The 19,706-nt window shown below is 69.7% G+C and carries 19 protein-coding genes and 2 pseudogenes; 9 read left to right on the forward strand and 12 right to left on the reverse strand.

The window, feature by feature from the left end:
* The first annotated feature begins 14 nt into the window (after nt 1-14).
* A complete protein-coding gene (locus OG953_RS14785) occupies nt 15-2,426 on the forward strand; it encodes a ribonucleoside-diphosphate reductase subunit alpha (RefSeq protein WP_405684665.1) in 2,412 nt (803 codons plus the stop codon).
* Nucleotides 2,426-3,445: a ribonucleotide-diphosphate reductase subunit beta gene (locus tag OG953_RS14790; protein WP_405684666.1), complete on the forward strand. Its 1,020-nt coding sequence runs from the start codon at nt 2,426-2,428 to the stop codon at nt 3,443-3,445. The genes OG953_RS14785 and OG953_RS14790 overlap by 1 nt, the downstream gene beginning before the upstream one ends.
* Before the next feature lie 215 nt (nt 3,446-3,660).
* Here the strand turns inward: OG953_RS14790 and OG953_RS14795 are convergent, their stop codons facing one another.
* On the reverse strand, nt 3,661-4,089 hold the full coding sequence (locus tag OG953_RS14795) for an ester cyclase (protein WP_405684667.1): 429 nt from the start codon (nt 4,087-4,089) through the stop codon (nt 3,661-3,663).
* A 37-nt stretch (nt 4,090-4,126) separates the two neighbouring features.
* Nucleotides 4,127-4,347, reverse strand: a pseudogene (locus OG953_RS14800) (IS256 family transposase); the annotation flags it as partial.
* Nucleotides 4,348-4,396: 49 nt separating this feature from the next.
* Between OG953_RS14800 and OG953_RS14805 the strand changes: the two are divergent.
* Nucleotides 4,397-4,798: a DUF2809 domain-containing protein gene (locus OG953_RS14805; protein WP_405684669.1), complete on the forward strand. Its 402-nt coding sequence runs from the start codon at nt 4,397-4,399 to the stop codon at nt 4,796-4,798.
* Here the strand turns inward: OG953_RS14805 and def are convergent.
* From def to OG953_RS14845, 8 genes and pseudogenes are all read right to left on the reverse strand, one after another.
* Nucleotides 4,774-5,412, reverse strand: coding sequence for a peptide deformylase (gene def / locus OG953_RS14810; RefSeq protein WP_405684671.1), 639 nt, complete (start codon nt 5,410-5,412; stop codon nt 4,774-4,776). The two genes, OG953_RS14805 and def, sit on opposite strands and share 25 nt — an antisense overlap.
* 105 nt (nt 5,413-5,517) lie before the next feature.
* A complete protein-coding gene (locus OG953_RS14815) occupies nt 5,518-6,510 on the reverse strand; it encodes a tetratricopeptide repeat protein (RefSeq protein WP_405684672.1) in 993 nt (330 codons plus the stop codon).
* A 91-nt stretch (nt 6,511-6,601) separates the two neighbouring features.
* Complete coding sequence (locus OG953_RS14820; protein ID WP_405691834.1) at nt 6,602-7,894, reverse strand: HD-GYP domain-containing protein; 1,293 nt, start codon at nt 7,892-7,894, stop codon at nt 6,602-6,604.
* 27 nt (nt 7,895-7,921) lie between these two features.
* Nucleotides 7,922-9,322: pseudogene (locus tag OG953_RS14825) on the reverse strand (HD-GYP domain-containing protein); the annotation flags it as partial.
* Between the two features lie 154 nt (nt 9,323-9,476).
* On the reverse strand, nt 9,477-9,797 hold the full coding sequence (rsrA, locus tag OG953_RS14830; protein WP_405684674.1) for a mycothiol system anti-sigma-R factor: 321 nt from the start codon (nt 9,795-9,797) through the stop codon (nt 9,477-9,479).
* Nucleotides 9,794-10,450 (reverse strand): sigma-70 family RNA polymerase sigma factor, encoded by a 657-nt coding sequence (locus OG953_RS14835; protein ID WP_189273941.1) that lies wholly within the window; start codon nt 10,448-10,450, stop codon nt 9,794-9,796. Before OG953_RS14835 ends, rsrA begins: the two co-directional genes overlap by 4 nt.
* A gap of 322 nt (nt 10,451-10,772) precedes the next feature.
* Nucleotides 10,773-11,432 (reverse strand): alpha/beta family hydrolase, encoded by a 660-nt coding sequence (locus tag OG953_RS14840; RefSeq protein WP_405684675.1) that lies wholly within the window; start codon nt 11,430-11,432, stop codon nt 10,773-10,775.
* 29 nt (nt 11,433-11,461) lie between these two features.
* Nucleotides 11,462-12,277, reverse strand: a complete 816-nt coding sequence (locus OG953_RS14845) for an SOS response-associated peptidase (RefSeq protein ID WP_405684676.1) — start codon at nt 12,275-12,277, stop codon at nt 11,462-11,464.
* Between the two features lie 65 nt (nt 12,278-12,342).
* Between OG953_RS14845 and OG953_RS14850 the strand changes: the two genes are divergently transcribed.
* The 4 genes from OG953_RS14850 to OG953_RS14865 all read left to right on the forward strand — a co-directional run bounded on the left by OG953_RS14850 (nt 12,343) and on the right by OG953_RS14865 (nt 15,910).
* Nucleotides 12,343-13,056: a M50 family metallopeptidase gene (locus OG953_RS14850; RefSeq protein WP_405684677.1), complete on the forward strand. Its 714-nt coding sequence runs from the start codon at nt 12,343-12,345 to the stop codon at nt 13,054-13,056.
* Between the two features lie 103 nt (nt 13,057-13,159).
* On the forward strand, nt 13,160-14,476 hold the full coding sequence (gene aroA, locus OG953_RS14855; protein WP_405684678.1) for a 3-phosphoshikimate 1-carboxyvinyltransferase: 1,317 nt from the start codon (nt 13,160-13,162) through the stop codon (nt 14,474-14,476).
* Nucleotides 14,477-14,479: 3 nt separating this feature from the next.
* Complete coding sequence (gene rsgA / locus OG953_RS14860; protein WP_405684679.1) at nt 14,480-15,496, forward strand: ribosome small subunit-dependent GTPase A; 1,017 nt, start codon at nt 14,480-14,482, stop codon at nt 15,494-15,496.
* A 90-nt stretch (nt 15,497-15,586) separates the two neighbouring features.
* A complete protein-coding gene (locus OG953_RS14865) occupies nt 15,587-15,910 on the forward strand; it encodes a multidrug efflux SMR transporter (protein WP_145803350.1) in 324 nt (107 codons plus the stop codon).
* Nucleotides 15,911-16,009: 99 nt separating this feature from the next.
* Here OG953_RS14865 and OG953_RS14870 read toward each other — a convergent pair whose 3' ends face one another.
* Complete coding sequence (locus OG953_RS14870) at nt 16,010-16,627, reverse strand: TetR/AcrR family transcriptional regulator (protein ID WP_405684680.1); 618 nt, start codon at nt 16,625-16,627, stop codon at nt 16,010-16,012.
* A gap of 118 nt (nt 16,628-16,745) precedes the next feature.
* Here OG953_RS14870 and hisN point away from each other — a divergent pair, with 118 nt between their 5' ends.
* Nucleotides 16,746-17,546 (forward strand): histidinol-phosphatase, encoded by an 801-nt coding sequence (hisN, locus tag OG953_RS14875; RefSeq protein ID WP_405684681.1) that lies wholly within the window; start codon nt 16,746-16,748, stop codon nt 17,544-17,546.
* A gap of 163 nt (nt 17,547-17,709) precedes the next feature.
* Nucleotides 17,710-18,114 (forward strand): cyclic nucleotide-binding/CBS domain-containing protein, encoded by a 405-nt coding sequence (locus tag OG953_RS14880; RefSeq protein ID WP_266358107.1) that lies wholly within the window; start codon nt 17,710-17,712, stop codon nt 18,112-18,114.
* Nucleotides 18,115-18,188: 74 nt separating this feature from the next.
* Here OG953_RS14880 and OG953_RS14885 read toward each other — a convergent pair whose 3' ends face one another.
* Nucleotides 18,189-19,640 (reverse strand): catalase, encoded by a 1,452-nt coding sequence (locus OG953_RS14885; RefSeq protein ID WP_405684682.1) that lies wholly within the window; start codon nt 19,638-19,640, stop codon nt 18,189-18,191.
* Nucleotides 19,641-19,706: the final 66 nt, after the last annotated feature.

The following is a 19,706-nucleotide window of genomic DNA, read 5'->3' on the forward strand; positions in this document are numbered from 1 at the left end:
AGGGAGAGCACCACGTGACCATCGCGCCAGCCGATCCGGCTTCAGTCGCCGTGTCCGAAGCGGCCGAGTCCGAGGGAACCGCACACGACGGACCGGGGACCGCACTGCTGCGGACCCTGACCGACCTCACCGTCGATCTGCCCGACACCGACCCCGGTCGCGTCGCCGCCGCCGCGCTGCGCGGCCGTAACGCCCGGTCGGACGAGGCAGAGTTGCGCTCGCTGGCCACGGAGGCCGCCGCGGGGCTGATCTCCGAGGACCCTGCCTACTCCCGGCTCGCGGCCAGGCTGCTGACCCGCACCATCGCGGACGAGGCGGCGGGTCAGGGCGTGGTCTCCTTCTCCGCCTCGGTGGCCGTCGGGCACCGAGAGGGCCTGATCGCGGACCGTACCGCCGAGTTCGTCGCGCTGCACGCGGCCGCGCTCGACGCGCTGGTGGAGCGTTCACTGACCGACGGCGCCGACGACCGCTTCGGTTACTTCGGGCTGCGGACCCTGCACAGCCGCTATCTGCTGCGTCACCCGCACACCCGCCAGGTCATCGAGACGCCGCAGCACTTCATGCTGCGCGTCGCGGCCGGGCTCGCCGAGGACGACTCGAAGCGCGCCCTGGACGAAGTCGCGGCACTGTACGGGCTGATGAGCCGGCTCGACTACCTGCCGTCCTCGCCGACCCTGTTCAACTCCGGCACGCGGCATCCGCAGATGTCCTCCTGCTATCTGCTGGACTCCCCGCTCGACGAGCTCGACTCGATCTACGACCGCTACCACCAGGTGGCGCGGCTCTCCAAGCACGCGGGCGGCATCGGTCTCTCGTACTCCCGCATCCGCGCCCGCGGTTCACTGATCCGCGGCACCAACGGGCACTCCAACGGCATCGTGCCGTTCCTGAAGACGCTCGACGCCTCCGTCGCCGCGGTCAACCAGGGTGGCCGCCGCAAGGGCGCCGCCGCCGTCTACCTGGAGACCTGGCACGCGGACATCGAGGAGTTCCTGGAGCTGCGCGACAACACGGGTGAGGACCAGCGGCGTACGCACAACCTCAACCTGGCGCACTGGATCCCGGACGAGTTCATGCGCCGGGTCGACGCGGACGGCGACTGGTCGCTGTTCTCCCCGGCGGACGTGCCCGAGCTGGTCGACCTGTGGGGCGAGGAGTTCGACGCCGCGTACCGCGCAGCCGAGGCCAAGGGGCTGGCCCGCAAGTCGATGCCGGCCCGTGAGTTGTACGGCCGGATGATGCGCACCCTCGCGCAGACCGGCCAGGGCTGGATGACGTTCAAGGACGCCTCCAACCGGACCGCGAACCAGACCGCCGAGCCGGGCCGCGTCGTCCACTCGTCGAATCTGTGCACCGAGATCCTCGAAGTCACCGATGACGGCGAGACGGCCGTCTGCAACCTGGGTTCGGTGAACCTCGGTGCGTTCGTCGCCGACGGTGGCATCGACTGGGAGCGGCTGGACGCGACCGTCCGCACCGCCGTGACCTTCCTCGACCGGGTCGTCGACATCAACTTCTACCCGACCGAGCAGGCCGGCCGGTCCAATGCGAAGTGGCGCCCCGTCGGCCTGGGCGCGATGGGTCTGCAGGACGTCTTCTTCCAGCTGCGGCTGCCGTTCGACTCCCCCGAGGCCCGCGCGCTCTCCACGAAGATCTCCGAGCGGATCATGCTCGCGGCGTACGAGGCGTCCTGCGCGCTCGCCGAGCGCTCCGGCCCGCTGCCCGCCTGGTCCGAGACGCGTGCCGCGCGCGGTGTGCTGCACCCCGACCACTACGACACCGAGCTGAACTGGCCGGAGCGCTGGGACGCGCTGCGCGCCCGGGTCGCGAAGACCGGAATGCGCAACTCGCTGCTGCTCGCCATCGCGCCGACGGCGACGATCGCCTCGATCGCAGGTGTGTATGAGTGCATCGAGCCGCAGGTCTCCAACCTCTTCAAGCGCGAGACGCTCAGCGGTGAGTTCCTCCAGGTCAACGCATATCTGGTGGATGAGCTGAAGCAGCTCGGCGTGTGGGACGCGCGGACCCGTGAGGCACTGCGCGAGGCGAGCGGTTCCGTGCAGGGCTTCGCCTGGATCCCGGAGGATGTGCGGGCGCTGTACCGCACGGCGTGGGAGATCCCGCAGCGCGGTCTGATCGACATGGCGGCGGCCCGTACGCCGTTCCTCGACCAGAGCCAGTCGCTGAACCTGTTCCTGGAGACGCCGACGATCGGCAAGCTCTCCTCGATGTACGCGTACGCCTGGAAGCAGGGGCTGAAGACGACGTACTACCTGCGCTCGCGCCCGGCGACCCGGATCGCCCGCGCGGCCTCCGGCCAGGCCGCGGCCGCCGCTCCCATTCCCGTGCAGCAGGCCCAGGCTCCCGACGCGGACGCGATCGCCTGCTCCCTCGAAAACCCCGAGTCCTGCGAGGCCTGCCAGTAATGAGCTCCACCAACTCCGAGAAGAACCTGCTCGACCCGGGCTTCGAACTGACCCTGCGGCCCATGCGCTACCCGGACTTCTACGAGCGCTACCGGGACGCGATCAAGAACACCTGGACGGTGGAGGAGGTCGACCTCCACTCCGACGTCGCCGACCTCGCCAAGCTGTCCCCCGGCGAGCAGCACATGATCGGCCGGCTCGTCGCGTTCTTCGCGACCGGTGACTCGATCGTCGCCAACAACCTCGTGCTGACGCTGTACAAGCACATCAACTCCCCCGAGGCGCGGCTGTACCTGAGCCGTCAGCTCTTCGAGGAGGCCGTACACGTCCAGTTCTATCTGACGCTGCTCGACACCTATCTGCCCGACCCGGACGACCGTGCGGCGGCGTTCGACGCGGTCGAGGAGATTCCGTCGATCCGTGAGAAGGCGCAGTTCTGCTTCAAGTGGATGGACTCGGTCGAGAAGATCGACCGCCTGGAGACGCAGGCCGACCGCCGCCGCTTCCTGCTGAACCTGATCTGCTTCGCCGCGTGCATCGAAGGCCTGTTCTTCTACGGTGCCTTCGCCTACGTGTACTGGTTCCGGTCCCGCGGCCTGCTGCACGGCCTGGCCACCGGGACCAACTGGGTCTTCCGCGACGAGACCTGCCACATGGAAGCCGCCTTCGCAGTCGTGGACACCGTCCGCAAGGAGGAGCCGGACCTCTTCGACGACAAGCTTGAGCAGCAGGTCACCGACATGCTGAAGGAAGCTGTCGAGGCGGAGCTCCAATTCGGCCGCGACCTCTGCGGCGAAGGCCTGCCAGGCATGAACACGGAATCCATGCGCGAATACCTCCAGTGCGTCGCCGACCAGCGCCTGACGCGCCTGGGCTTCGCCCCGGTGTACGGCTCCGAGAACCCCTTCGGGTTCATGGAGCTGCAGGGCGTCCAGGAACTGACGAACTTCTTCGAGCGCCGTCCGTCCGCCTACCAGGTGGCGGTCGAGGGCTCGGTGGACCTGGACGAGGACTTCTAGCACTACACCGCTGAGGGCTGCCCCACTGCTTGCCGGGGCAGTCCTCAGTCGCTCCGGTCCCCTTCGGGATCACGTACCTGCATGCGGGTCGGATCCGTCGGACTTTCACACGCTCGCAGCTTCGCCGGCTGCTCCTCTGCCGGCCTCGACGTACGCGTCTACGAGGTCGGTGCGACGCCCGGAGTAATAGTCAAACCCTGTGGAACAGATTTGCTTCAGTGCTCACTGGCAGCCTTCTCCAGCTGGGCGGTGATTCCCTGCCGGTCGATCTGGATCCAGTACTCGACGATCAGGCCGTCCTCGATGCGATAGACCGCACTGGTAATCGCCGTTATCTCCGCTCCGGTTGGCGGGTGGTGGTCGATCGGTCCTGCATGGCGTCCGTTTTGGGTCCAGCGTGCGTAGACCCGGTCCCCTTCGGCGATGAGCTCGTCCACGGTCAGCGTGAAGGCGCCGTACGCGTCGAGCATCTCCTGGACGTGTTCGGCGTACTGCTGCGGGGTGCGCTCCACGACCACCGGCGTCTCCGAGACGACCTGGTGGGCCAGGACGTGGCTGGCCATGAAGCGGTCGGCCCAGTCGGGTTGCCTGCCCGATCGCACCTGCAGAAGGAACTGGCGGACTGTGTCTTTGGCGCTGGTCACCGGCCTATTCTGCCATTGCGTTCATGCCGCGTGAGCTTCAGGTCGTCTCGACGAAGTGGCCGCGTTCGAAGCGTGCTCCGGCTCGGACGAGGGCGACGAGGTGGGGTGCGTTCACGGATCGCCGGCGGGCCTGGGCGGACTCGACGAGCTCGAGACCATCGCGAGGACAGCAGCCGCGCTGCCGGCACCGCGGGTGACCTCGGTCCGCGGCCGGACGGTCGCGAAGGTCTGCTCGATGGGATTCGTGGTCCGCAGGTGACTACCCCGGCCGCGGTGAAGCTGGGTGAGGCCGCATAAGGTGCCCGTCATGGGCGATCTCGCACATGCACGCCTCATGGCATGCGTCGCAGCTGTGCTGACGGTCGCCACAGGCCTCGGGATCAGGTCCACGGCGACGGGCGCCGTCGCCAAGTACGCGGGCGACGCGCTGTATACGGTGTTGATCCTGACCCTGGTGGTACTGCTCGCGCCCCGGGTCCGGCCGGGGACGGCGGCAGGAGCCGCGCTGGGTCTCAGCTGCGCCGTGGAGCTGTTCCAGCTGACCGGCGTACCGGCGGACCTCGCAGCGCACAGCACCCTGGCGCGGCTGGTGCTCGGTACGTCGTTCAACGCGCCGGACCTGCTCTGGTACGCGATCGGCGCGGCGGTCGGCTGGGCCGTCCACCGCGCCGTACGCGCAGGTTGTCAGTCGTTCGAAACGGTCTCGTAGCGCGGGGTGCCCTCCGCCATCTGCCGCAGCGCGTCCTTGCGGTCCCGCTTCGAGAGCCGGTCGATGTACAGGTATCCGTACAGGTGGTCCGTCTCGTGCTGGAGGCAGCGGGCGAAGTAGCCGTTGCCTCGGATCTTGACGGGGTTGCCCTTGGCGTCCTGCCCGCGGACCACCGCGTAGTCCGGGCGGGCCAGCGAGGCGTAGGCCGTCGGGACGGAGAGGCAGCCCTCGTTGGAGTCGTCCAGGACCCGGTCCTCGGGCGCCAGCTCCTCCAGCACCGGGTTGCAGACGGCGCCCACGTGCCGTACACCGTCGTCGTCCGGGCAGTCGTAGACGAAGACCTTCAGGTCGACGCCGATCTGGTTGGCGGCAAGGCCCACGCCCTCCGCCGTCCGCTGGCTCGCGAACATGTCGTCGATCAGCCGGCCCAGCTCGTCGTCGAACTCGGTGACGTCCTTGCACTCCTTGTGCAGCACCGGGTTGCCCACGACCGTGATCGGACGGGAGGTGCCGCGCTCACGATGTGCCGCCTCGCGCGCCTCACAGTCCTCGGTGTCCACGACAAAACCTTCGTCGTCGACGCTGATCTGCTCGTCCGTCTCCTGCTGCGCCATGTCCGCCGTACGCCTTCCTCAAAACCTGAAACCCGGACATCCGATGGACCGGGGCCCGGGCACCCGAGCACCGCGATCGGTGCCCGTACAGCCTACGGGCACCGGTCAGCAGACTTCTTCGAGATCCCGCCACTCACGGCTGTCCGGGCTGTCCGCCACCCAGCCGTCCAGCAGTCCGCGCACCAGCCCCGCCGGTGCCGCTATCCCGCACTCGCGCTCGGGCACCCACAGCTCACCGGCGGTGCGGTGCCCCAGCGGGCCCGGATGCCCCGGCTCGCTGTGGTCGTGCGGGTCCAGGTGCTCGCCGTCGCCCTCGTCGCTCTCCATCCGGCTCTCCGAGCAGGCCCGGCAGAGCAGCCGCACGGAGGACGACCAGTCCTCGGCGGCGAACCCGGCGTCGGACGCCAGCCGCTCCAGGGCGTCCCGGTCCGCCTCGGTGGCCGCTTCGAGCAGCACGACCCAGGTGGGTACGGGGGACGGCGCCCAAAGCTCGATCTCGTCGAAGACGGGGTACGAGGGCCCGGCCGCGGTGACCCGCTCTCCGTGCGGCACGCCGTCGTGCAGGACGACCTCGCCCCAGCGTCGGCCGGACGACGGCAGCGGGATGGAGAGCACTTCCATCCGGGCCGGATCGAGCCTGCGGCCCCAGACGACCTCGGCCTCGCCCTCCGGCGACAGCCGTACCGCGGCGCTGCCCAGCTCCATGCCGACCGGCTCGCTGTTGGCCGCCGAGGTGTACTGGCCCGCGCCCGGCACCTTGAGGCCGTACGCCTGCCAGGCCCGGCGCGCCAGCGGCCAGTCCTGCAGCGCGGTGGCGGCGATCCCGACGTTCCACCAGTCGGGAGCACCGGATTCCTTGTCGAGCAGCGCGACGGCCCTCAGGCCGGCGGCTCTCGCCTGTTCCCAGTCATGCCGGAATTTGTGCAGCAGCGCCAGGTTGAACCACGACTCGGAGAGCCAGGGTTCCAGGTCCGCCGCACGTGTCAGCAGCGCGCCCGCGTCCTCGTACCGGCCGTCGCCGATCAGCGTGAACGCGCGGTCCGTGGCCTGCCGCCAAGAGGCGGAGGGCCGATGCCGTACCTTCCCGAAGATCCTCACGATTCCCGCCTGTCCCGACTGGACACCCTCGTTTTCCGCTCTTCTTCGCATCCAACCATGCCTGGCCGGACACCCGCTCATTACCCATGGGTTACCCAGGCAGGACGGGGGTCAGACCGCCCCGGGCCAGGACTCTGGCCAGTGATTCCACGACCTCGGGCTGATAGTCGTGACCGGTACCGAGCCTGAGTTGTTCCAGCGCACCCAGCGGCCCGATGAGACTTTCCCCGGAGAGGTCGTCGTATGCGTTGACGGCCCTGACGATCCTGGCGGACAACGGCTGCTCGCGATAGGGGTCGGCCTGCCGTTCCACCACGACGGCGACCTCGGTGTCCACCCCGGTCTGCCGGACCACGGCCCCTCCGAGCAGCGCGATGCGTCGCTGCTCGGCGGCGGGCAGGGTGGCCGTCGCCCCGTCCGGGACCGGGTCGACGAGGGAGAGCTGGCCGATGTCGTGCATCAGGGCCGCGTACTCCAGCACGGTCAGCTCGCTCCCGCAGAGCCCCAGCTCTCGTCCGACGGCCGTGCAGAGCACCGCGACCCTGCAGGCATGCCCGTGCGGGGTGTATCCGGCGATCTCGGTGGACCGGGCGAGCGAGGTGATCGTCTGCCGGTAGGTGGTGCGCACCGCGACGAACCGGCGGAACGAGACCTGGGTCAGCAGCAGCGGTACGCACAGGACGGGCAGCGCCCACAGCCCGGCGACGGCGACCCCGAGGGCCATCACGACCCCGGTCGCGCAGACTGCCGACCCGATGCCGATCAGGGCGCGCAGCTCGTCGCGGAGCAGCGGCCCGTACGGGAGGGGGGTACCTCCCGTGCTCTTGAAGCCATGGGGGACGGTGCGCGAGCGCAGCAGCAGGGCGGCGAGCACGGCGTCGCACAGGGCGGTCAGGACGAGGAACAGGAGCATGAAGAGCACGTAGTACGGGCCTTCGCCGAACCGGTCCGCAGTGCGGCCGGAGTTGTACAGCGGCTGGAAGCACACGGCGGCGAAGGTGACGGTCAGGATGCGGCGGGCCACCCGGTCGGGCGCGGGTCCGCTGCCGCGTGCCATATGGGGCACACAGGCGACGAGCTGTGCCGCGACGAGTACGGCTACCACCTGGAGGACGCCGTGGGTGGTGGGGGCGCCGCCGCTGCGGCCGAGGAGGGCGTACGCGAGTGCTCCGGCGACTCCGAGCGGCGCGGGCTCGCGCTCGCCGGGAAGCGCACCCCAGCGGGCCAGTTCACCGACGGTGATGAGCACCCCGAAGGCGAGGGCGTGTCCGGGTTCGTGGACACCGTCCCAGAGGGTGTGGCCGAGCCCGGCGACGGCGAGCATCGCAGCTGCGCCGCGGACGGCGAGGACGACGGGGGGCAACCACGACCCGACCCGGGTCATCGGCGACGGTCCACGGACGGCTGCAGACCGGGGGGGGCCGGGGCCGCCCGACGGTTGAGGACGAACCGGCCCCCGGAGGGCTCCGGCACCCCCGCCCGCCGCCCCCTCCCTCCGCGGCCGCGGAATCGCCTCGTTCGCCGTCGCCGCCGACCATCCGTGCCGGTCCACCGCCCGCACCAGCGCCCGCACCATCCGCGGATCGAACTGCGTACCCGCACACCGCTTCAACTCTTCCAGCGCCGCGGGCACCGGCCTCCCCCGCCGGTACGACCGGGTCGACGTCATCGCGTCGAAGGCGTCCGCCACCGCGACGACCCGTGCGACCTCGGGGATCTCCCGCCCGCTGAGCCCGTACGGGTAGCCGCTGCCGTCGAGCCGTTCGTGGTGGTGCAGGATCGCGGCCCGCGCCTCGTCGAGGAAGCCGATGCCGCGGACGATCTCGTGCCCGTACTCCGGATGCAGTTCGATCACCCGCCGCTCCTGAGGGGTGAGCGGTCCGTCCTTGCGGAGCACCCGGGTGGGGACTCCGAGCTTGCCCACGTCGTGCAGGATGCCGGCGAAGCGGAGGACCTCCAGCCGGCCCTGGTCCATGCCCAGTTCCCGGGCGATGAGGACGGAGGCCTGCCCGACCCGTTCGCTGTGACCGCGGGTGTACGTGTCCTTGATGTCGACTGCCTGTACCAGTGCTCTGATGGTGGCGCGGTGGGCGGCGTGCTCTCGGTGGTACTGGGCGAAGACCCAGCAGGAGATGTACATCGGCAGCAGGATGATGAGCGCGGACAGCGGCCCGTACGGACCGCGCCACAGGACGGCCATCATCAGCCCGGCGAGACCATGCACCAGATGCGGTCCCAGCGAGCGGCACAGCAGTCCGCTCCAGGCACGCCGGACGGGCAGCCGTTCGGCCGCGACCAGGATGGAGCCGTCCAGAGTGGTCAGGACGAGACTGAAGGCCAGGGCGGCGGCACAGGCGGGCAGCAGGGCGTACGGGAGGTCGGGGAGCCGGTCGGGGCCGGTACCTGTGCCGCCGAGCGTGGCGGCGCCGCCGAGCAGACCGTGTACGGACGAGGCCGCCCAGACGGTGACGGCGAGCTGCGCGGTCCGCCAGACACGCCGTGCGGTGGCGGGCGGGGTCTCCACCCGGCCGACGAGCGATCCGGGGATCGCGACCAGGGCGGCCGCGGCGGGAGGCAGCAGAAAGGCGGCGGCGAGCAGCAGTGGAAAGAGCGATCCGGCGCAGATCGGCACGGAGCTGCCGAAGAAGGAGCAGCGCCCGGGGAGTTCACAGGCCAGATAGAGCCCGGTGAGCAGTCCGACGGTGGCCCACGGGGTCCCGGCGCCCGTTCCCAGCGCGGGGAGCACACATACCAGGGCGCCGACCGCGGCCGTCAGAATGTACGCGCGCGCCGCCCCGCGTGTGGCTCTCACCCGCCCCGCCCGCCCCCCAACATGGTCAATGAGGGCGCCAGGCTAGCGAGTTGTGTGTCCCGTCGAGCGTCAACGGGCCCGATTAGCGCATTCGGGTGATGCGCGCGGGACGCGGGCGATACGGGGCGCGGCTACGAGTGACGGCCGCCGGGCGTCACTCCTTGGCGACGGTCGGCTGACCGGTCTCCGACGCCGTCACGTCCTGCTCGGGCACCGCCTGCCCCGAGCGGATCAAGTCGATCCGGCCCATCACCTTGGAGCGCAGATCGGTCGGCACGTCGTCCTGGCCGCAGCAGCGCTTCACCAGCTTCTTCACGGCCTGTTCCAGGCCGTACTTCTCCAGGCACGGGGAGCACTCCTCGAAGTGCACCTCGAACTTGGTGCAGTCGCTGTCGGGCATCTCGTGGTCGAGAAACTCGTAGAGATGATCGAGGACCTCTGAGCAGTCCGTCTCGTGCGGCTCTCCGCAGCTCATGAGCCCGAGCCTTTCCGATCGTCCGACTCTCCGGCACCGGCCGGGACAAGCCCGCGCTCACGGGCGTAGTCCTCCAGCATGCCGCGCAGTTGGCGGCGGCCCCGGTGCAGTCGGGACATCACCGTACCGATGGGAGTCCCCATGATGTCCGCGATCTCCTTGTAGGCAAAGCCCTCTACATCGGCGAGATACACGGCGATGCGGAACTCCTCGGGGATCGCCTGCAGAGCGGACTTCACATCCGAGTCGGGCAGATGGTCGAGAGCCTGCGACTCCGCGGAGCGCAGACCGGTCGACATGTGCGACTCTGCGCGCGCCAGCTGCCAGTCCTCGATCTCCTCGGCGGCGCTGCGCTGAGGTTCGCGCTGCTTCTTGCGGTACGAGTTGATGAACGTATTGGTGAGGATGCGGTACATCCACGCCTTGAGGTTGGTGCCCTCACGGAACTGGTGGAAGGAGCCGTACGCCTTGGCATACGTCTCCTGGACCAGGTCCTCGGCGTCTGCGGGGTTGCGCGTCATGCGCAGCGCGGCCGAGTACATCTGGTCGAGGAAACCGAGAGCGTCCCGCTCGAAGCGCGCATTGCGCTCGGCAGTCGTCTCCTGTGCGCGGCCGTCGTCGGTCCCTGTGTCGGTCCCAGTGACCGGACCCACCTCCTCCAACGCTGTGGCGGAGCCGAAACCGGACCCGCTCGAATCGGAGAATAGTCGACCTTGCTTCGAGACGGGCTGTCGATCCGATCCGCTCAGTGCCCGCTCGGGAGTGGTCTTGGCCGCATGCAGGACCGTCCACTCCAGGTCAGCGGCGTTCGAGCGGCGCGGGCAGATGGTCGAACCCATGCGACGGACTCCCTCTCCACGTACGACGTTGATGTACCGATGTCACCCACAACAGTGGCCCCTCGCTCAACATTCCCAGGGGTGTGCCCGGTCTGCCGACGTGGGTGTGACCGGCTCCACCCGCAGGGGGCGTACGTCATACGAGGGTGGACAGCCACCCGGTCACGGCGGCAGTGAGGATCTCCATCGCCTGATCCTCGGTCAGGCCGGACTTCTTCGGTACGGCGAACCCGTGGTCGCCGTACGGCACCTCGGTGATCTCGTACTCCCCCGGAGGGAATTCGGCGGGCCGCCCGAACGGGTCATTGCCGCCCTGCACGACGAGCGTGGGCACGCCGGACCCGAGGAGCTCGTCCTTGCGGGACTTCTCCGGCTTCCCCGGAGGATGCAGCGGAAAGCTGAGCGCGAGGACGGCGTGGGCGCCGAGCTCCTTCGCCGTGCGGCAGGCCACCCGTGCCCCTGCGCTGCGTCCTCCCGCGACGACGGGCAGCCCCGCGGCGGTGAGCGCCGGCCACAGGCCCCGCCATCCGGTGTCCAGGGTCTTCGGGGCGGGCGCGAGTTTCTTACCGGCGACCCGCCACGGCTGCTCCACCAGGGCGACGGTCACCCCGTGGGCGGGCAGCGCAGCGGCCAGGGCACGCAGGTCGCGGGTCTCGATGCCGCCACCCGCACCATGGCTGACCGCGAGCACCAGGCGGGCGTTCTTCGCGTTCTCGGCGGGCAGCCAGGTGATCCTGGCCGGTCCGGCTTCCGTGTCGACCGTCTCGGCCCTGCGGCCTGTCTCTGCAGTACTCACGCACCCCATCCTGCCCGGTCGCAACAGGCTCAGAAGAGCGTGCTCGCTTCCGGCGCGGCCAGCTCCTCCAGCAGTTCGGGACCGTTGTTGCGGACGTTGCTGACGGCCGTGGCCACCGGATAGGCCCGCATCAGCCCTCCCGGCGGCGGTGCGAGCAGCCCCTTCAGCTCCTCGACATCGGTGCGCGACGGGTCGAGCCAGGCATCCCACCGGTCCGGGGTCAGCATCAGTGGCATCCGGGGGTGGATGTCGGCGAGTGCGGCCGGGCCCTCGGCGGGGGCGACGGCGAGCGGGGTGGTCTCCGCCTCGGTCGTGATCACCGAGCAGGTCACCCACCAGGCCATCGGATGATCGTCCGGCAGTGTCCGGTCGCGCCAGAACTCGTACAGTCCGGCCATCGCGAAGACCGATCCGTCGGCGGGTGTCACGAAGTAGGGCTGCTTGCGCGGCCGCTTCTTCCTGCCCTTCTCCTCCAGCTGCCGCTCATCCGCACCGGTGACCCACTCGTAGTACCCGTCGGCGGGCAGGATGCAGCGCCGCGAGACGAAGGGGCGGCGGAAGGACGGCTTCTCGTGGACGGTCTCCGCGCGGGCGTTGATCAGGCGTGCGGCACCCTCGGGGGACTTCGCCCAGGACGGTACGAGCCCCCATTTCAGGGCGCGCAGCTGGCGAACCGGACGCTGATCATCTGCGTCTTTCACAGGACGTTCCAGTACGGCGTAGACCTCCTTGGTCGGCGCCACGTTCCAATCGGGCGCCAGGGTCTCCGCCGGTTCCCACTTCTCGACCTGGAAGAGTCCGGTCAGATCCTCGGGCCGCCGACTCGCTGCATACCGTCCGCACATAAGTGCCAGACTGCCACGACCGTCACGACGACAAGACGCCGATACCGCAAGGAGTCGCCCACGCCATGGACAGCACCGATCTGGGCAATCTGTGGGACCGCGTCCTCGGCACCCAGCCCGCGCCCGAGCAGTGGCTGGTGGTGGTGACCGGAACGCTCGCACTGATCGCCGTCGTACCGAACCTGATATGGCGGCTGAGCCGCAACGCGATCACCATCGCGCACGAGGGCGGGCACGGGCTGATCGCATTGCTCACCGGGCGGCAGCTGTCCGGCATCCGGCTGCACTCGGACACCAGCGGGCTGACGGTCAGCCGCGGCAAGCCGACCGGCATCGGGATGATCCTGACCGCGGCCGCGGGCTACACCGCCCCGCCGCTGCTGGGCCTGGGCGGGGCGTGGCTGCTGGTCAACGGCAGGATCACACTGTTGCTGTGGGCGGCCACCGCACTGCTCGCGGTGATGCTGGTGATGATCCGCAATGTGTACGGGGCGCTGACGGTGATCTTCACCGGGTCGGCCTTCCTGCTGGTGTCCTGGCTCGCCTCGCCCGCCGTGCAGTCGCTGTTCGCATACACCGTGGTCTGGTTCCTGCTGCTCGGCGGCGTACGCCCGGCCTTCGAGCTCCAGTCGAAGCGGCGGCACGGCGGTGCGCCGGACTCGGACGCGGACCAGCTGTCGCGGCTGACGGATGTACCGGCCGCGCTCTGGCTGTTCCTCTTCCACGCGGTGTCGCTCTGCTCACTGATCGGCGGCGGGCGCTGGCTGCTCGGCATGTGAGGGCCGGTGCCGCCCCGCAACACCTACCACGCTTGCGTTGCGTACCGGTTTCGTCTCATTTGATCGAGATTCGGGTTTGCGGTGAGCCACTAAAGTGAGGTCCATGACCGAAAGTGCCGTGCACCCCGCCCTCTGGCCCGCCCCCCGAGCGAGCGGCGCCGTCGACGCGACCGTCACCGTGCCCGGATCGAAATCGGTCACCAATCGCGCCCTCGTCCTCGCCGCTCTCGCCGCCGAGCCCGGCTGGCTGCGCCGCCCGCTGCGCTCCCGCGACACCCTGCTGATGGCCGAGGCGCTGCGCGCGATGGGCGTCGGCATCGAGGAGGGCGTCGGCCCGGACGGCTCCGGCGAGGCCTGGCGGGTCATCCCGGCCGGGCTGCACGGCCCCACCACGATCGATGTCGGCAATGCCGGGACGGTCATGCGCTTCCTGCCACCGGTCGCGGCCCTCGCCGACGGCCCGATCCACTTCGACGGCGACCTCCGTTCGTACGAACGGCCGCTGAACGGCGTGATCGACGCGCTGCGGGTACTGGGCGCCCGGATCGACGACGACGGGCGCGGCTCGCTGCCGATGACCGTGCACGGCGGCGGTGCGCTGGACGGCGGACCGGTGTCGATCGACGCGTCCTCGTCCTCCCAGTTCGTCTCGGCGCTGCTGCTGTCGGCGCCGCGCTACAACCAGGGGGTGGAGGTGCGCCACACCGGCGCGAGACTCCCCTCCATGCCGCACATCCGGATGACCGTCGACATGCTGCGGGCCGTCGGCGCCCAGGTCGACGAGCCGGAGACGGGCGGCGAGCCGAACGTCTGGCGGGTCTCCCCCTCCGCCCTGCTCGGCCGCGATCTGACCGTCGAGCCCGACCTCTCCAACGCCCAGCCGTTCCTCGCCGCCGCGCTGGTCACCGGCGGCCGGGTCACCATCCCCGACTGGCCCGAGCGCACCACCCAGCCCGGTGACGCCCTGCGGGAGATCTTCAGCGCGATGGGCGGCAGCTGCGAGCTGACCGAGCGCGGCCTCACCTTCACCGGTTCGGGCCGTATCCACGGCATCGACGTCGACCTCGGCGAGGTCGGCGAGCTGACCCCGGGCATCGCGGCGGTCGCGGCCCTCGCCGACGGCCCGTCCACCCTGAGCGGTGTCGCTCATCTGCGGCTGCACGAGACGGACCGGCTGGCCGCGCTCACCAAGGAGATCAACGAGCTCGGCGGCGACGTCACCGAGACCGCCGACGGGCTCCACATCAGGCCCCGGCCGCTGCACGGCGGTACCTTCCATACGTACGACGACCACCGGATGGCAACCGCGGGGTCGATCATCGGCCTTGCCGTCCCCGGAGTGGAGATCGAGAACGTGGCGACAACCGCCAAGACCCTGCCGGACTTCCCGCAGATGTGGACCGGAATGCTCGGGGCCTGAGACATGCGCCGCTACGGCAAGAACCCCGACGAGGACGACATCCGGTTCCGCCCCAACCCGAAGGGCAACCGGCCTCGCACGCATACCCGCCCGAAGCACGAGGATGCCGAGGAGGGCATGGTCCTCACCGTCGACCGCGGCCGCCTCACCTGTCTCGTCGACGGCCGTACGGTCATGGCGATGAAGGCCCGTGAGCTGGGCCGTAAGGCCGCCGTGGTGGGTGACACCGTCTCCATCGTCGGCGATCTGTCCGGCGACAAGGACACCCTCGCCCGCATCGTCCGCATCGGTGAGCGCCGCTCGGTACTGCGCCGGACCGCGGACGACGACGATCCGTACGAGCGGGTGGTCGTCGCCAACGCCGACCAGCTGGCGATCGTCACCGCACTGGCCGATCCGGAACCCCGCCCGCGGATGATCGACCGCTGTCTGGTCGCCGCGTACGACGGCGGGCTCTCCCCGCTCCTGGTGCTGACCAAATCCGATCTGGCCTCCCCGGACAAGTTGCTGGAGGCGTACACCCCGCTGGGTGTCCCGTTCATCGTCACCAGCCGCGAGGAGCTGGAGAACGGCGACGCGGCGGAGCGGGTCCGCGAGCAGCTGCACGACCGGGTCACCGCGTTCGTCGGGCACTCCGGTGTCGGGAAGACGACGCTGGTCAACGCACTCGTGCCAAAGGACCGGCGACGTACCACCGGAGTCGTAAACGCGGTCACCGGCCGTGGCCGGCACACCACCACATCGGCGCTGGCGCTCCCCCTGCCCGACTACCGCGGCTGGGTGATCGACACCCCCGGTGTGCGCTCCTTCGGACTCAACCACATCGACCCGTCCCGGGTGATCCACGCGTTCCCGGACCTGGAGCCCGCCGCCGTGGACTGCCCGCGCGGCTGCACCCACGACAGCAATCAACCGGAATGCGCCCTGGATGCCTGGGTGGCGGACGGCCACGCAGATCCGGCACGGCTGGAATCGCTGCGGCGGCTGATGTCCACCCGGGAGCGACGCGAAGGCGACTGACCTCGGCACGTTTGCGATCTGCTGCCGCAGGCAAGTGCATAATCACACCCAGCGAGGCAAGGCGGTCACCGACGTGGGAGGGCACTGACGATGGCGTGGCTGCTGGTCGTGGTCGCAGGACTTCTGGAGACGGGCTTCGCCGTCTGTCTGAAGCTCTCGCACGGTTTCACCCGACTCTGGCCGACCATCGCGTTCTGCGTCTTCGCCCTCGGCAGCTTCGGTCTGCTGACGCTGTCGCTGAAGAAACTCGACGTGGGGCCCGCCTACGCCGTTTGGACGGGCATCGGCGCGGCGGGCACCGCGATCTACGGCATGGTCTTCCTCGACGACGTGGTCTCCACCCTCAAGCTGGTCTCGATCTCGCTGGTGATCGTCGGAGTGATCGGACTGCAACTGTCGGGCTCCTCCCACTGACCGCGCGTCGCGCTCACACCTCGGCAACCGTTCGCGGGAAGTGGCGCGCGCCGGCGTCACCCGGCCCGCGACCGCTGCTCCGCCTCGGGCACCGAGCGCTCACCCGGTCGGCCGCCACTCCACCACCTCGCGCACCAGTGGTGCCACCTCCCCCTCCGTCCCCTGGGGAGTCGGCACCAGCGCGTAACTCAATGCGAGCCTCAGTGCGATCTCGCAGGTAGCGGCCAGTACCTCCGGGTCGTGCGGTGGCCGTCCCTCGTCGAGGGCGGCCACCGCTCGCGTTCTGACCTGGCCGAGCAGTTCGGCGGGCGTCGGCGTCCCGGCGTCGGCGCGCCGCTGGGCGGGCACGAGCGATGCGGTCGGGGCCGCAGGGTGTACAGGACGGGGTAATCGCTCACCCCAGCAGCCCGTGAGCAACCCCCTGACCAGGGCATTCGCTCGAACAGCGCGGACAGTCCAGGCAGCGGTGGCCGCCAGCCTGTCCCCCGTACCGCCTGCTGATCCCAGCGCCCGGTCGACTCCGGCCAGATAGCCGTCGGCGGCGCTCCGGACCAGGGCGCGGGCCAAGCCGTCCTTGCTGCCGAACTCGTTGTAGAGGGTCTGCCGGGAGACTCCGGCGGCGGACGCGACATCGACCATGCGCACCGCCGACCAGGGCAGGCCGACCAGCGCCGAGAGGGCGGCGTCCAGCAATGCGTCTCGCGCTGTGGGCATCATCGCCTCCCGCGCCAAGGGCTCTGCGTCCCAGAGTTGACGCGCTTGCGGGGACTGTCAATGGTCCGAGCGGCCGCAGGGTCCTGTAGCTCTGTTCACCTGCGGTCGATACTGTGACGACATGCCCGATTACCACGATGATCTGCGCCTCGCCCATGTGCTGGCGGACGCCGCCGACGCGGCGACGATGGACCGGTTCAAGGCTCTGGATCTCAAGGTCGAGACCAAGCCGGACATGACGCCGGTGAGCGAGGCCGACAAGGCCGCCGAGGAACTGATCCGCGGCCACCTCCATCGGGCGCGCCCGCGCGATGCGATTCTGGGCGAGGAGTACGGAATCGAGGGCACCGGCCCGCGGCGCTGGGTCGTCGACCCGATCGACGGCACCAAGAACTATGTACGCGGCGTGCCGGTCTGGGCGACGCTGATCTCCCTGATGGAGGCCGGCGAGGAAGGGTTCCAGCCGGTGGTCGGCGTGGTATCGGCCCCCGCGCTGAACCGGCGCTGGTGGGCCGCGAAGGGCGCGGGGGCGTTCTCCGGCCGCAGTCTGACGTCCGCGACCCGGCTGCATGTGTCGAAGGTGGAGCGGATCGCGGACGCCTCGTTCGCGTACGCGTCGCTGAGCGGCTGGGAGGAGCAGGGCCGGCTCGACGGGTTCATGGATCTGACCAGGGCCTGCTGGCGCACTCGCGGGTACGGGGATTTCTGGCCGTACATGATGGTCGCCGAGGGATCGGTCGACATCTGCGCGGAGCCGGAGCTCTCGCTCTGGGACATGGCCGCGAACGCGATCATCGTCCAGGAGGCGGGCGGGAAGTTCACCAGCCTGGACGGAGTGTCCGGCCCCGGCGGCGGCAACGCGGCGGCCTCGAACGGACTGCTCCACCGCGAACTCCTGGGCTATCTGAACCAGCGCTACTGATCCGGATCACGCCCCCGAGGGGCGTGGTGCACCACCGCACGCCCCTCGGATGATCTCGTCTCCCCTTGTTCCGGTCACGCATCGGTGCCACTCTGAGAGTCCCCCGCTTGTGAACTTGTGAACCGGCTCACGCAGTCGCTTCACGAAGGAGGTGGCTCTCTTCATGCTCGTCCGTGACGCCATGAGCACGCTGGTCCTCACCATCGGACCCACCCATACGCTCCGCCAGGCGGCCCGGCTGATGTCGGTCCGCCGCATCGGAGCCGCCGTCGTCCTCGACCGGGACACCAGCGGGCTCGGCATTCTTACCGAGCGCGACATCCTCAACGCGGTCGGCTCCGGCCAGAACCCCGATGTCGAGACCGCCGCCACCCACACCACCACCGATGTGGTCTTCGCCGCGCCCACCTGGACCCTGGAAGAGGCCGCGGAGGCCATGACGCACGGCGGTTTCCGCCATCTGATCGTGCTGGACGACCACGGGCCGGTCGGCATCGTCTCGGTCCGCGACATCCTGCGTTGCTGGGCGCCCACCAGGCGCCGCCACCATGCGGAACTCGTCGGCTGAGCCCCCATGGACGACCGGTGGGCCGGCCCCCTCCGAAGAGGGAACCGGCCCACCGTCGACGACAGGCGTCCTTATCAGCCGCGCAGGGCCTGGACCGCGGCCTCCAGACGCTTGCCGAAGTCGCCGTCCGCCTGGCGGAAGTTGTTGATCGCGCGCTCGGCGATGTCATCGCGCGACACCTTGGCGATGAACCCGGCGAGGTTGTCGATCAGCCGGGCCTTCTCGTCCTCGGAGAAGAGCCGGTAGAGGTTTCCGGCCTGCACGAAGTCGTTGTCCTCGGCGTGGCTCGGGGCCTCGTGCGTGCCGATCTCACCCGTGACCGAGGTGGGCTCCCACAGGGGCCGGTCCGTCTGGACCGGGCCACCGAAGCTGTTCGGCTCGTAGTTCTTCGCGCCCTTGTGGCGGCCGTCGTACAGGTAGCCGTCACGGCTGTTGGTGCGCGCCTCGGTGGCGTGCGGGCGGTTCACCGGCAGGTGGTCGGCGTTGATGCCGACGCGGTAGCGGTGGGCGTCGCCGTACGCGAAGAGACGGCCCTGGAGCATCTTGTCGGGGGACGGACCGATGCCCGGCACGAAGTGCGCGGGGCTGAAGATCGACTGCTCGGTCTCCGCGAAGATGTTCTCCGGATTGCGGTTGAGCTCCAGCTTCCCGATCTCGATCGGCGGGTAGTCCGCGTGCGGCCACACCTTGGTGAGGTCGAACGGGTTGAAGCGGTACGTGGCCGCCTCGGCCGCCGGCATGATCTGGACCTGCACCGTCCAGGACGGGAAGTCGCCGCGCTCGATCGCCTCGCGCAGATCGCGCTGGTGACTGTCCGGGTCCTCACCGGCGAGCCTGTTGGCCTCGGCCTGGGTGAGGTTCTTGATGCCCTGGTCGGTCTTGAAGTGGTACTTGACCCAGAAGACCTCGCCGGCCTCGTTGTTCCACTGGTACGTGTGCGAGCCGTACCCGTTCATGTGACGCAGCGTGGCCGGGATGCCGCGGTCACCGAAGAGCCAGGTCACCTGGTGGGTGGACTCGGGCGACAGACCCCAGAAGTCCCAGACGTTGTCCGCCTCCTGCGAGCCGGTGTACGGGTCGCGCTTCTGGGTGTGGATGAAGTCCGGGAACTTGATGGCGTCCTTGATGAAGAACACCGGGGTGTTGTTGCCGACGAGGTCGTAGTTGCCCTCTTCGGTGTAGAACTTCAGCGCGAAGCCGCGGGGGTCGCGCACCGCGTCGGCGGAGCCGAGGTTGCCCGCGACGGTCGAGAAGCGGAGGAATGTCTCGGTCTGCTTGCCGACCTCGGAGAGGAACTTCGCCCGCGTCCACTGCGAGACGTCGCGGGTCAGCGTGAACGTGCCGTATGCACCGGCGCCGCGGGCGTGCACGATGCGCTCCGGAATGCGCTCGCGGTTGAAGTGCGCGAGCTTCTCCAGCAGCGACTGGTCCTGCACCAGGACCGGACCGCCGACGCCCGCGGTCTGGCTGTTCTGGTTGTCGGCGACCGGCGCGCCGGCCTCCGTGGTGAGCGGTCCCTGCGTCACGTGCGCCTCCTGCGTCGTTCCTGCACATTCGTCATGTCCTGCACAGCCTGTCCCTTGGCGTATGCC

It is taken from the genome of Streptomyces sp. NBC_00057 (assembly GCF_045041165.1).
GTDB lineage: Bacteria > Actinomycetota > Actinomycetes > Streptomycetales > Streptomycetaceae > Streptomyces.